Consider the following 13,324-nt stretch of genomic DNA (forward strand, 5'->3'; position numbering starts at 1 on the left):
CTACTCAACTTGAATTCTAAATGGGATTTTCGGGCCTCCACCATCAGAAACAGACAAATTAAGGGGAGATTGCAGCGGATGGGGGCATTTTGATAGGGATTTCTTCTCTATTTGCGGTGTTTCCATCACTAAGCTGAGTTTCTCCGACACTTCCGGGGATTTATCCATCACTAATCTCCTTTTCTCCATCACTAACACGAATATTTCCATCACACTCCGATTTTTTATGGCACAACAAAAGGCACCATCCATTTTCTGGATGGTGCCTGTCACCAAAGTGCCACCCCACTAATTAAAGTAGTGCTGGAAGTAGTCCAGCGGGATGTTGGGCAGGATGCCGAACAGGACGGTGACGATTAGGCTGATGCCGAGTGCCAGTTTGCTGCCGGTCTCGATTCGTTCTTTCAGGATGGTTTCTTCCCTTCTGAAGAAGACTTGGATCAAGATGCCGAAATAGTAGACATACGAGACGACGGTGGTCAGTATCATCAATCCGGCCAGCCACCAGATGGAGTGGTCGCTGGTGAGCAGCGCCATCACGACCTTGAATTTGGCGATGAAGCCGGCGGTGCCAGGGATTCCCGCCAAGGACAGGAGCAGGATCCCCAGGGATGCCGCCGTCCATGGCGATCGTTCGTACAGGCCGGCAAAGCTGCTGATGTCGGTTGAATTCGTCTGTCCGACGATCCACTGCACAATTACGAATGCCCCGATCGTCATGACGGAGTAGGCCAATAAGTAGAACCAGATCGTATCAAGCATGAAATACGACAGTGATGCGAAAGCCGCCAGCAAGTAGCCGGCATGGACGATGCTTGAATAGGCGAGCATCCGCTTCACATTTCTCTGCCGGAGCGCCCCGAGTGTCCCGATCACCATTGCCAAACCGGCCAAAACCGCCAAATAAAGCTTCATATTTTCCAGCAAAGATACCGACGTAAATCCTTTTGAAGGCGCACTGGCGAAAATCGTCAGGAAAAGCCTCAGCAAAAGGATGAAGCCTGCCGCTTTGGATACTGCATTCAAAAAAGCCGTAACCGTGGTCGGCGCCCCTTCGTACACATCCACCACCCACATATGGAATGGCACGGTGGCGATCTTGAACGAAAGGCCGACCAATATCATCAAGAACGAGATGCCGAGCAAATATTGCTGCTGTCCGCTCAATAGACCGCTCAACACCTCGGCCATTTTGTTCAAATTCGTTGTCCCCGTCAATCCGTATACATAGCTCATCCCAAACAAAGTGACCCCCGTTGAAATCCCGCCGTTGATGACGTATTTCATCGCGGCCTCACCGGATTTCACATCGCTTCTTTTCATCCCCGCCAGCACATAGGACGAAATCGCAAGCAATTCCAATCCGACAAACAAGGTGATCAAGTCCCCGCTCGATGCGACCATCATGCTCCCTAACAGGGCCGTCAGCAGCAAATAGAAGAATTCACCCCTGATGTCCGATGAGCCATTTTCCTCCCCGCGCTGCAGGCCCATCAGCATGATCAACGAGCCCCCGGCAATTAGCACCAATTTGAAGGCTTTCGCAAACCCGTCGAACCGAAAAGTATCATATAAGATGGATGTGTCCGGCTTCCCGACAAATATGAGCAAGGTCACCCCGCTCGCCGCAGCCGCCAGGACCGCCAGCCAGCCGAGTGTGCCCCTGTCGACCTTCTTCGGCAAAAACAAATCCAGAAGGGAGAGGACAACAGCCGCCCCAAAGATGATGAATTCCGGGGTCATGAGTTCCCAGTGATATGCACCGCTAATCATTTTTCCTCACCCTCCCATTCCGATCATAAGTGATTCAATCGTATGCTGAAGCGCTTTGCTGATGATGCTTGGATAAAGCCCGATCAGCAGGATCACAAACGTCAGGCAGACCGATGGGATCCATTCGGCGCGCTTCAGATCAAACCATTTCTTTTTCACGATTTCCATTTCCCCGAATGTGATGTTCAATACTGCCTTCAATACATACACTGCAGTTAAAATGATTCCCAGTGTGCCGATCGCGCCGATGACCGGCCATTTTTGAAAGACGCCGAGGAACGTCATGAACTCGCTGATGAAGCCCGACATACCCGGAAGTCCCAGCGACGCCAAGCCTGCAGCCAGCAGAAATCCTGAGAACATCGGCATTTTCTTCGCCAAACCGCCAAGCTTCCGAATGTCGGTCGTCGTCCCGCGGTAGACGAGGATCCCCACCAGCATGAAAAGGAAGGCTGAAATGAAGCCGTGGGAAACGCTTTGGAAAATGGCTCCCTGGACGCCTGCTTCATTGGCTGCACCAAGTCCGAGGAGCACGATGCCCATATGTGAGATCGACGAATAGGCAAGCACCTTCTTTAGATCACTTTGGACAAAGGCAATCAAAGCCCCATACAGCAAATTCACCAATCCGGCGATCATGATCCACAAGCCTGCTAGATGAAATTCCTTCGGGAAAAGCTCCAGTCCGAAGCGGATCATCCCGTATGCCCCCATCTTCAACAGGACGCCGGAATGAAGCATGACGATCGATGGCGGCGCTTCGACATGGACTTTCACCATCCAGCGGTGGAGCGGAAATGCCGGCAGTTTGAAAGCGAAAGCAACCAGAATCCCGGCCAACATCCATCCTTTCACGACACCCGAAACAGGTGATGCAAATCCGGCAGCATTCCCGGCGAGCAGGAACTGCAATTTTTCAAAATTGACGCTCCCGGTTTTGATGAACGTCAAAACGATGACAAACAGCAGCAGCGCCGATCCGAGGCCGTTGTAGATCAAATAGGAATAAGCGGCTTTTTCGCGGGCGATCCCTCCCCATTTGCCAATCAGGAAAAATGTCGCAACCAAGGTCAACTCAAAGAATAGGAAGAAAAGCACCATGTTGCCGGAAGTGAATACCCCGAGCATCCCTGTTTCAAGCAATAGGAACAGGGATGCATACCCCTTCCATTCCTTTTGGATTTTAAAAGAGGCGATCGCTGCCATCGTGGCAATGATCGCAGTCAATAGCACCATCAAGATCGACAGCCCATCGACGCCCATTTCGAAATCGACCTGAAACATTTTTTCCTGCAAGTAGCTCAAGTCGCCGAACTGGAGCCAACGGTGATGAATCGCCCATGACTCGAGGCTGTTTCCCTGCAAAAATTTCACATATCCATAAATCGCGATGGCCAAGGAAGGAAGCGTCCCGATGATGAGGAAACGCTGGATGAACGTTTTTTCCGTCTTCGGTACGATTGCCATTATGAGCAGCATCACAATAGGGGCAAAAACAAGCAGTGGCAAGAAGTAACTGGCATTCATCCTATATATCCCCCCGTCCATGCGTATATGATCATGAGAAGCACAAGTCCAGCCGCCGCCGCGAACCCGTATGTTTGCACCTGTCCGGTCTGTGCGTTCGTCGTTATTTTTCCGAGGCGGTAAATGGACGACGAAATCGCATTGGCCAGTCCTTCGACTACCCAGCGGTCGACCGCTTTGAACAATTTCGCCAATCCCCTGAAAAAGGCGAGAATGCTCCAGTCGTAAAGCTCATCGATGTACCCTTTATTCAGCAGCCATTTATATGTGAACGGCATCGACTTTGCCCAGGCATAGCTTGAAAAGGTCTTTTTTTCAAAAATGAAATAAGCAAAGAAGATGCCCATTAGAGATGCGATTGTCGCCATCCAAGTGATCCAGCCTTCGCTTTCCGCCGGTTCGATATGCGGCATCAGCCATTCACTGAAGGCGTGGTTCCAAGGTGTTTCCAGCCAACCGAGGCCGATCGCCCCCACCGCCAAAACCACCATTGGGACGACCATCACGGCAGGCGATTCCTTCACCTTAGACCTCACATAGGATGGACCGTTGAAAAATACCATGAAGAACAGCCGGAACACATAGAGCGATGTCAAAAATGCAGTGAATACTCCGACATAAAACAATGCATGCTGACCGGATGCCCAGGCTGCCCCCAATATCGCCTCCTTGCTGAAAAAACCTGAAAACAATGGGAAGCCAGTCAATGCGAGCGCTCCGATCAAGAACAATGGCCCCGTCCATCTCAGCTTTTTCCAAAGGCCGCCCATCTCCCGGATATCCTGGGTATGGCTTGCATGGATGACACTGCCTGCCGCCAAAAACAGCAGCGCTTTGAAAAAGGCATGCGTCGTTAAGTGGAAGATCCCAGCAACATATCCCGATGACCCCAAGGCAAGCATCATGTACCCGAGCTGACTGACCGTTGAGTATGCCAATACCCGCTTGATATCATTCTGGACGAGGCCGATGAATGCCGCAAAAATCGCCGTGAATGCTCCTGTGATCGACACGGTCAGCAGGGCCGCCTGGCTCGCCGCAAACAGCGGGAACATGAGCGCCACCAGATAGACGCCCGCAGCGACCATCGTAGCGGCATGGATCAACGCAGATACCGGCGTCGGCCCCTCCATCGCATCCGGAAGCCAGGAATGGAGCGGGAACTGCCCAGATTTTCCGACTGCCCCAACAAAAATCAAGATCGCCGTCAGCGTGATCATCCGTGAAGACATATTTCCTGCAGAAACCGCGTGGAAAATGTCCTGAAAGTCAAAGCTGCCCGTTTTCCAAAAAAGAAGGATCATCCCGATCAGTAGACCGACATCCCCGATCCGCGTCATGATGAATGCTTTCTTGGCCGCTTGCTTTGCTTCTATTTTATAAAAATAAAACCCGATCAAGAGAAACGATCCCAGCCCGACAAGCTCCCAAAATACGTAGAGCTGAAGCAAATTCGGCGACAGGACGAGTCCGAGCATCGCAAATGTGAAAAACCCTAAATATCCATAGAAAATCGGGAAACGTTCATCCTTTTCCATGTATCCAATTGAATAAATCTGCACCATGAGACTGATTCCCGAAACGAGGACAAGCATCAAACAGTTCAGCGATGTCAGCTCATAGCCCATCGTCACATGCATATCCCCGATCGTCAGCCATTTCCATACATGGCGGACGCTTTCTTCATTTGATTGATTGGCTATTACTCCGATCGAGCAGAGGAGCGATAGGGCTGCAGCGGTGATCCCAATGTATGCAGCGCCTTTCCCTGCCCGTTTTTGGATAAATAAAATCAAGGCAAATGATAGAAGCGGAAAGATTGGTATGAGCCAAGCGGACTCATTCATTGCCTCTCAACCCCTTCGGCTGCTAGTTTTTTAGATTCGTATAATCACGGACATTGACACTTTTCATGCTTCGATAGAGGGACATTAAAATGGCCAGCCCCACCGCTGCTTCGGCCGCTGCCACCGCAATCGAGAACAGCGCGAAAATCTGGCCGTCGATCGCTGGGTACGGACCCATCCGGCTGAATGCCACCAAATTAAGGTTGACGGCATTCAGCATCAGCTCGATGCAGATCAAGACGATGACCGTGTTTCTTTTCGTTAACACCCCATACAAACCGATCGAAAATAACAAAAGGGCAACGGTTAAATAGCCTGATATCGGAACTGCCGTCATGATTCATTCGCTCCCCCTTCCTTTTTCGCCAGGACCACCGCGCCGACCAATGCTGCCAGCAGCAGGACCGATGCCAGTTCAAACGGGATGATCCAATGGCTGTAAAGCGCCTGGCCGATCAACTTCGTGTTGTCTCCTTTTAAGGCGCCAGCCGCACCGAAATCGAGGGGCTGGATGCCGATGAAAAGGATGACGGCAAAAAGGACCACACCCACTAGAACAAGCCCCTTTTTCCAAAGGCTTCTCCGCTTCGTTTCAGACCCGTCCATTTTGTTCGTCAGCATGATGCCGAACAGCATGATGATCGTGACGGCCCCCGAATAGATCAGGAGCTGGACGACGGCTATGAACTCGGCTGCGAGCATGAAATACAGCCCCGCGATGCTCACGAAGGTCAGCACAAGGGCCAATATCATATGAATGACCTTGGACAGCTGGATCATCAGCACCGCCCCGGATACAGCCATGAACGACAGGATCAGAAACATCCACCATTCCCCGGTCATACTTTATTCTCCTTCCTGACGCTCGTATCATTTTCATCGAGCCATACCTTATCTTTAAAAAGCTCATCACGGCTGTACTCAGCGAGCTCGAAATTATTCGTCATGACGATCGCTTCCGTCGGACAGACCTCCGTGCACAAGTCGCAAAGGATGCAAATTTCAAAATTGATATCATACGTGTCGATGACCTTCCCTTTTTTCTCCGGATCAGGGTTTGCCTTTCCCGTCAATGAAATACAGTCGGTCGGACAGATATTGGCGCATAAATTGCAGACAATGCACTTGTCCGGGTAAAATTTCTGGATGCCGCGGAACCGGTCAGGCAGCGGCAGCGGTTCATTCGGATAATCATACGTGACTTTTTCCTTCGTCAGGTTTTTCAGCGTGAATGCCAACCCTTTCGTCCAGCCAAGCATATCTTCCCTCCTCCTTTCTTCAGACAGATTATGAGATGGTTGATTTCCGCGGAAGGATGCTCGCTTTCCGAGGGGCGGGTGTTGAGCCTCCTCGCTGCGCTGCGGGGTCTCATCTTGTCCGCTGATCCCTCCGGAGTCTCGCACCTTCCGCTCCAATCAACATCAATTATGAAATCAATTACAAATGAAACAGCACCTTAATTACCGCAGTCAGCAAAATGTTGGCCATCGCAATCGGAAGCAGGACCTTCCAGCCGAATTCCATGAGCTGATCGGCGCGCAGCCGCGGGAACGTTACCCTGAACCAGATCATCGTAAATACGATGAGGCTGAACTTCAAGGCAAACCAAATCGGCCCGGGGATGAACGACAAGTGGTAAACGGGAGACCAACCACCTAGGAAAAGGACCGTCGTCAATGAGGCCATCGCGAAAAGATAAACGTACTCGGCGAGCATGAAAAATGCCCAGCGGAAGCCGGAGTATTCCACATGATAGCCTGCGACGAGCTCGGATTCCGCCTCCGGTAAATCAAACGGTGTCCTATTCAATTCCGCGATTGACGCAATGAAAAAGATGATGAACCCAATCGGCTGTATAAAAATGAACCAGACTGAATGCTGTGCACCGACGATGGTCTGCAAGTTCAAGCTGCCAGCCAATAGGACGACCCCGATGATGGACATCACGAGCGGCACTTCATAGGAAATCATCTGTGCAGCCGCCCGCATGCCGCCTAGAAGCGCATATTTGTTATTGGACGCCCACCCGGCAGTCAGAATCCCGATCGTCGTAAGCCCGGAGACCGCCACATAATAAAGGAGTCCTACTCCGATGTCGGCAAATTGAATCTGATCGGAAAACGGAATGACGGCCAGTACCATGAAGGCAGGTGCAAAGGCAATCACCGGTGCTAAAATGAACAGCGGCCGATCGGCAAGCTTCGGGATCGTATCCTCTTTGAGCAATAGTTTCAGAACATCCGCCACCGTTTGAAAAAGCCCCCATTTGCCTCCGACCTGGTTGGGGCCATGGCGAAGCTGCATAAAGCCCATCACCTTCCGCTCCGCTAGAATCGCATAGGTGACAAAACCAAGGACGACGAATAGCAGAATGGCTCCCATCAAAAACAGGTATAGAATATGGATGCTGCTCGGTGCCGCATGCAAGAGTTCCTGTACCATCAGCCATCCACCTCCCCTAGCACGATGTCGATTGCCCCCAGAATGGCGATGAGGTTCGCAATGTTTTGTCCTTTTAACAACTTAGGCAGAATTTGAAGATTATAAAAAGAAGGCCGCCTGAACTTCAGTCGATAAGGTTCTTTTTTTCCTTCACTGGCAATATAGCAGCCGATTTCTCCCCGCGGAGATTCGATCTTCACATACACTTCGCCTTTTGGCGGCTTAATGATCTTCGGCACCTTTGCCATGATCGGTCCATCTCCAGGAAATTGCGCGGCAGCTTGCTCAATGATTTTCAGCGACTCCTCGATCTCCTCCATCCTGCATTCATACCGAGCCAGGCAATCCCCTTCTTCACGCGTCACGACATGAAAGTCAAATCGATCGTAAATGCTGTAAGGTTCATCCCTGCGAAGATCACGATTGAGCCCCGTGCAGCGGATATTCGCTCCGCTCAGTGAGTATTGAATCGCTTCCTCCTGGCTGTAGACGCCCACTCCGCGAAGACGGTGAAGAAATATTTCGTTGCCCGTCACAAGCTGATGATATCCCTTCAGCTGCTCGCGCATATGCGGGACAAAAGCTTTCACCTTTTCAATCCAGCCATCGGGTGCATCCCATTTCACCCCTCCAACACGCATATAGTTGAAGGTCAGCCTCGCACCGGACAGCTCGGTCAATAGATTGATGATCATCTCGCGTTCCCGGAACGCATATAGAAAAGGACTGACCGCCCCGATATCCAGGAGATAGGTTCCCCACCAGACAAGATGGCTGGCCACCCTGCCAAGCTCCATCGCCAACAGACGCAAAAACTCCGCACGTTCAGGGAGCTCGATTCCCATCATCGTCTCGACGGCATGACAGATCACATAATTGTTCGTCATCGCCGACACGTAATCCATCCGATCGGTATACGGAATGATCTGCGTATATTGAAGATTCTCCGCGATTTTTTCCGTCCCCCGGTGCAGATAGCCGATGACCGGCGTGGCTTCCGTGATGATTTCCCCATCTATTTTCAAAACAAGCCGAAAAACCCCATGCGTACTTGGATGCTGCGGCCCGACATTCAAAATCATTTCTTCCGTCCGTATCACACGCTACACCTCCTCGTCATACGCCTCATAATCCTTCCGGAGCGGAAAGCCGACCCAATCCTCACCAAGAAAGATGCGATGCAAATTCGGATGCCCGTCAAACCGGATGCCCAATAAGTCATACACTTCGCATTCCGGCCATTCCGCCCCCTGAAAAATCGATGCAGCCGATGGCATTGCCGGTGCTTCCCGATCTAGCTTTACCTTGAGTGACACATCCTTCTTTTCTGCAAAACAGCTCAGCTGGACAAATACTTCCATATGCGTACCGAAGTCCGTCCCATGCAGTTCGCTCAAAAAAGTGAAGCCTTCCTCCTGCTTCAAAGCTAGCAAGACATCTATATATGAATCTATTTCGATAACCAACGTCGGAACGTCCTTGGACAGCCGATTGATATATGCTTCCTCAACGGCTTGCTTTCCGACTTTTTCAGAAACGATCTTTGTGTATCGATTCAGAAAAGGCTCGTTTGGGGATGGGCGTTCGGGTGCAGCAGCCTCTTCCATCTCCTTTTCCTTTCCTTTGCCGAGTGCCTTTGCTTTCGCCGCAGCAGCTGCCTTGGCTTTGGCGGCAGCAACAGCTTTAGCCTTTTCATCAGCTGTCGCATCCCCGCCTGATTCCCGTTTTTGCTTGGCCAGCGCGGCGGCTTTTGCTTTTGCCGCTGCAACGGCCTTTTTCTTGGCCAAATCCTCATCGGATAACTCGTCCGATACCGCTTCCTTCGCTTTTTTCCTGGCAAGCGCTGCTGCCTTTGCTTTTGCTGCTGCTTCGGCTTTCTGCTTCGCCAGATCGTCTGCGGATGGCACGGACTCTGCTGGTTCTGCGGCTTCCGCTTCTTTCGCTTTCTTCTTAGCTAGTGCGGCAGCTTTTGCTTTCGCCGCTGCTTCGGCTTTCTGCTTCGCCAGGTCGTCCGGGGATGGCTCGGACTCTGCTGGTTCTGCGGCTTCCGCTTCTTTCGCTTTCTTCTTGGCCAGCGCTGCTGCCTTTGCTTTTGCTGCTGCTTCGGCTTTCTGCTTGGCCAGGTCGTCTGCGGATGTCGTGGGCTCTTCTGGTTTCGACGATTCCGTTTGCTTTGCTTTTTTCTTAGCAAGCGCTTCTTCTCTCGCTTTCGCCGCGGCATCAGCTTTCTGCCTTTGTAGGTCTAGTTCTTGTTCAAGTGTCCAATGTTCATCCTCTAGAAATGCCGTTTTTACCAATTCATCACTCGCAGGATAATCAGCCTCTGTATCTGGCCACGAAGACGACTCTGCTTTGACCGGATTCGATGGCATCGGTCCCTTCACCGCATTTTCCTGTTTTTTTTCAAGCGCCAACTCCTTCTTCTTTTCCTCCAGGAGCTTTTTCGCTCTCTCCTTTGCTTTTCGTGCAGCCTGCTTTTTATAAGGGTTGCCTTTTTTGCGGCTCAACGCTACTTCACCCTCTTCCCGGTTTTGGCTTCGCAGCGGATTTTTTCTTGAAGCTTATTGATTCCATAAATCAATGCGGCGGGATTCGGCGGGCATCCTGGAATATACACATCAACGGGCACCACTTGGTCGACTCCATTGACAACCGAATAGGACTTTATGTAGGGTCCTCCTGCTGTGGCACACGATCCCATTGCGATCACCCATTTCGGCTCAGGCATTTGGTCGTACAGCCTCCGTACAATCGGGGCCATTTTTTTCGTCACGGTCCCGGACACGATCATGACATCCGAATGCCGAGGAGATGTCCTGAAAAATGAACCGAAACGATCGAGGTCATAGTGGGCAGAACCCGATCCCATCATTTCAATCGCACAGCAGGCCAAACCGAATGTCATCGGCCATAAGGAATTGCTCCGCGCCCATCCTTTCAGCTGCTCCAAGGAAGAAAAAAAGATATTCCGTTTCGCTTGTTCGACTTCTTGTCCCATTAAATCCACGTTAGCACCTTCTTTTTCCAAGCATATATAAGGCCAATGAACAACATCGCCACAAAAATCACGATTTCCACCAGCGAAAACAAGCCAAGCTCGTTGTAAGCCACTGCCCACGGATAAAGGAAAATCGTCTCCACATCAAAAATGACAAACAACAACGCAAACATATAATAACGGACATTGAATTGAACCCTTGAATCATGGAACGGCTCAATCCCGCTTTCATACGTCGTCTCCTTCGCTTCATCTCTCACCTTCGGCCTAAGCATCCGGCCAAGGGTCAACGCCACAATGGGTAACAGAATGCCAAGGATCAAAAACAATAACAGAATGATCGTGCTATTTTGATAGACATGCAACAGCTCCAAGGCTTCCCCTCCTTCTTTCACCAACACGCATATCCCATATATATGTACAAGAATTCCAAGCTATACATCGAGAGAGGATTTTTATTATAGAAAACTAGTAAAATCACCTAAAACTAGTACAAATTAAGAGAGCCCTGCACCTCTGGTGACAGGCACCGAAGGGCAGGGCTCTCTCGTGGATGCAAACATTTATTTGTCCAAGAGCTTTTTCTGATAAAACCTCTCTCCGTTTTTAATGAAAATGCCTTTTCGAGCAGAATTTCCATGCCTCTCCCCTTCAAAACAGACAAATTGACTGGTTTGCTAAGGTCATAGCGGATCGAATGATCGGTTGCAGGAGCTGATTCCATCACAAGTTGAGATTTCTTCATCACTATTGCGATTTTTTCCATCATTTTCATGAATTTCTCCATCAGAGTTGACGTTATTTCCATCACTTATCGGCATTTTTCCATCAACCCCTGCAACCCGACTGTTTATTCAGCCGGGCAGCTCTAACCAATAGGACGGGAGTGGCCATCGATGAACCAATTAATTTGTCCAAGAGCTTTTTCTGATAAAACCTCTCTCCGTTTTTAATAAAAATGCCTTTTCGAGCAGAATTTCCATGCCTCTCCCCTTCAAAACAGACAAATTGACTGGTTTACTAGGGTCATAGCGGATCGAATGATTGATTGCAGGAGCTGATTCCATCACAAATTGAGATTTCTTCATCACTTTTGCGATTTTTTCCATCATTTTCATGAATTTCTCCATCAGAGTTGACGTTATTTCCATCACTTATCGGCATTTTTCCATCAAAGTTGACGATATCTCCATCACTTATCGGCTTTTTTCCATCAAAGTTGACGATATCTCCATCACTTATCGGCTTTTTTCCATCAACCCCTGAAATAGCGTCCCACCAGTCACTGTCACAAAAAGGACGCCCGCCCCTCGGAAAGCAAGGACCATAGAGCGCAATTGAACTTTGCACACCCTTAGATGGATACCATTCACAATCCTTCCCTTCGAAATAGGCGGGCAGACAACCTGCATTTGGATTACCGCATTCATATACTGAACAAAACTATGTTTGGAAGAACCGGGATTCTTGCCACTTTGAGGAGGAGGTCCTTAAAATGAATAAATACCAGAGATTAATATCCGTTTTGGAAGCTTTAGTCGGCGCAGAAATCGGCGTTTATTTAATTGCCAGGAACTTGATAACAGGAACATTAAAGAAAATCAGCGGAGAATTTTTAGAAGTTGAGTTATGCGAACATCAAATTCTGCAGTTTGAATTAAGAGACTTGGTGGCATTTTCTTTTGATAAAACAGAATCGATAGAGATAATCAAAGATGTTCCACGTGTGCAATGGGTTTCTGCTGAAGCCCAGCAAAAGACCTTTTACGGCATCCTAGGCGGAATATGGGATGAGTATGTCATGCTCGACCATGGTGATAAAATCATTTTAGTCAACAGACTCTATTTTGCACCCGTCATCCGCGGAGGTGATTCCGTAAGGATCGGAATGGAGCAGCAACAGGCGGAAGAACAAAAATTGTTTGCCTCCAATAGACATGCTGCCGAAATCAAAAATGAACAAACGCAGGAAGCTGCACCAACCGAAGAAGACAATGTGGAAATCATTGAAATTGACGAATTTGAAGATCAAGAAGACTCGGAAGAAATCCCGATCGAAGTACATGAAACTTTTACAGTGCAAGATGAAGATTCATTAGATGACGAGCCAGAACTTGAGATGGAAGAAGACGAATTCGAAGATGAAGAAACAATTGAGATTGATCTGAGTTCAAGTTCTGATGTAGGACTCGAATCAACCGAGCCGGAAGCTGAAGACGAGGAAGAAGAATCGCTGGATGGCCAGCCTCTTTTTGAGGAGGAAAATGAAGCTCAGGAAGAAATGGGAATTGAAGAAGAGCAACCCGAGGATGCGGTCATACAAGTGGAGCTCCAGCAAAATGATGTACCCGGGATCACCGATGCTACCGATCACGAGGACTTAGAGGAAGAAGCGTCCGAAGAAGAACTCATGGATGATGAAGAGTTCCTTGAAACGATGGAAAGTGTTATTTCTGAATTTATACAAGAATTGGATTCTCTTGATTTTGATGAGGAAATGGACTTTGTGGTAGATGAAGATGCCACCGAGGATGAAGCCGGGATTGATGAGGAGTTCATCGAAGCGGTAGAAGCAGTGAAAGTTGAAGATATCGAAGAAGCTGTAGTCGAGGCCGAGCTTGTTGAGGAAACGGCCGTAGAAACCGAGGAAGTCGAGACTATCATGGAACAAAACGATGCAGGATCCCCCACTCCTGATGCATATGAGGAGGATTTGGTGGAAGCTGAGGAACCGATC

The 13,324-nt window shown here is 49.5% G+C and carries 14 protein-coding genes and 1 pseudogene; 1 reads left to right on the forward strand and 14 read right to left on the reverse strand.

Annotated elements, in window-relative coordinates; all coding sequences use genetic code 11:
* From D9X91_RS22665 to D9X91_RS22130, 14 genes are all read right to left on the reverse strand, one after another.
* Positions 1–168, reverse strand: a complete 168-nt coding sequence (locus tag D9X91_RS22665; protein WP_158598394.1) for a hypothetical protein — start codon at positions 166–168, stop codon at positions 1–3.
* 120 nt (positions 169–288) lie between these two features.
* Complete coding sequence (nuoN, locus tag D9X91_RS22065) at positions 289–1,773, reverse strand: NADH-quinone oxidoreductase subunit NuoN (protein WP_121682820.1); 1,485 nt, start codon at positions 1,771–1,773, stop codon at positions 289–291.
* A 6-nt stretch (positions 1,774–1,779) separates the two neighbouring features.
* A complete protein-coding gene (locus tag D9X91_RS22070) occupies positions 1,780–3,300 on the reverse strand; it encodes a complex I subunit 4 family protein (RefSeq protein WP_121682821.1) in 1,521 nt (506 codons plus the stop codon).
* Positions 3,297–5,147 (reverse strand): NADH-quinone oxidoreductase subunit L, encoded by a 1,851-nt coding sequence (gene nuoL / locus D9X91_RS22075; protein WP_121682822.1) that lies wholly within the window; start codon positions 5,145–5,147, stop codon positions 3,297–3,299. Before nuoL ends, D9X91_RS22070 begins: the two co-directional genes overlap by 4 nt.
* 22 nt (positions 5,148–5,169) lie before the next feature.
* Complete coding sequence (gene nuoK, locus D9X91_RS22080; protein ID WP_121682823.1) at positions 5,170–5,484, reverse strand: NADH-quinone oxidoreductase subunit NuoK; 315 nt, start codon at positions 5,482–5,484, stop codon at positions 5,170–5,172.
* Positions 5,481–5,990: an NADH-quinone oxidoreductase subunit J gene (locus D9X91_RS22085; protein WP_121682824.1), complete on the reverse strand. Its 510-nt coding sequence runs from the start codon at positions 5,988–5,990 to the stop codon at positions 5,481–5,483. Before D9X91_RS22085 ends, nuoK begins: the two co-directional genes overlap by 4 nt.
* The gene (gene nuoI, locus D9X91_RS22090) at positions 5,987–6,406 is read right to left on the reverse strand and encodes an NADH-quinone oxidoreductase subunit NuoI (protein WP_121682825.1); all 420 of its coding nucleotides are present in this window, start codon (positions 6,404–6,406) and stop codon (positions 5,987–5,989) included. The genes D9X91_RS22085 and nuoI overlap by 4 nt, the downstream gene beginning before the upstream one ends.
* Positions 6,407–6,584: 178 nt before the next feature.
* A complete protein-coding gene (nuoH, locus tag D9X91_RS22100; RefSeq protein ID WP_121682827.1) occupies positions 6,585–7,589 on the reverse strand; it encodes an NADH-quinone oxidoreductase subunit NuoH in 1,005 nt (334 codons plus the stop codon).
* Positions 7,589–8,689: an NADH-quinone oxidoreductase subunit D gene (locus tag D9X91_RS22105; protein ID WP_121682828.1), complete on the reverse strand. Its 1,101-nt coding sequence runs from the start codon at positions 8,687–8,689 to the stop codon at positions 7,589–7,591. Before D9X91_RS22105 ends, nuoH begins: the two co-directional genes overlap by 1 nt.
* A gap of 3 nt (positions 8,690–8,692) precedes the next feature.
* Positions 8,693–10,096 carry an NADH-quinone oxidoreductase subunit C gene (locus tag D9X91_RS22110; protein ID WP_233569893.1) on the reverse strand — a complete coding sequence of 468 codons (1,404 nt, stop codon included), beginning with the start codon at positions 10,094–10,096 and terminating at the stop codon, positions 8,693–8,695.
* Between the two features lie 2 nt (positions 10,097–10,098).
* Complete coding sequence (locus tag D9X91_RS22115; protein WP_121682834.1) at positions 10,099–10,587, reverse strand: NuoB/complex I 20 kDa subunit family protein; 489 nt, start codon at positions 10,585–10,587, stop codon at positions 10,099–10,101.
* Positions 10,587–10,961 (reverse strand): NADH-quinone oxidoreductase subunit A, encoded by a 375-nt coding sequence (locus D9X91_RS22120; RefSeq protein ID WP_121682829.1) that lies wholly within the window; start codon positions 10,959–10,961, stop codon positions 10,587–10,589. The genes D9X91_RS22115 and D9X91_RS22120 overlap by 1 nt, the downstream gene beginning before the upstream one ends.
* A 309-nt stretch (positions 10,962–11,270) precedes the next feature.
* On the reverse strand, positions 11,271–11,408 hold the full coding sequence (locus D9X91_RS22670) for a hypothetical protein (RefSeq protein WP_158598395.1): 138 nt from the start codon (positions 11,406–11,408) through the stop codon (positions 11,271–11,273).
* 205 nt (positions 11,409–11,613) lie between these two features.
* Positions 11,614–11,937, reverse strand: a complete 324-nt coding sequence (locus D9X91_RS22130) for a hypothetical protein (protein ID WP_121682831.1) — start codon at positions 11,935–11,937, stop codon at positions 11,614–11,616.
* A 145-nt stretch (positions 11,938–12,082) separates the two neighbouring features.
* Here D9X91_RS22130 and D9X91_RS22135 point away from each other — a divergent pair.
* A pseudogene (locus tag D9X91_RS22135) lies at positions 12,083–13,324 on the forward strand (hypothetical protein); the annotation flags it as partial.

Source organism: Falsibacillus albus, from assembly GCF_003668575.1.
GTDB lineage: Bacteria > Bacillota > Bacilli > Bacillales > DSM-25281 > Falsibacillus > Falsibacillus albus.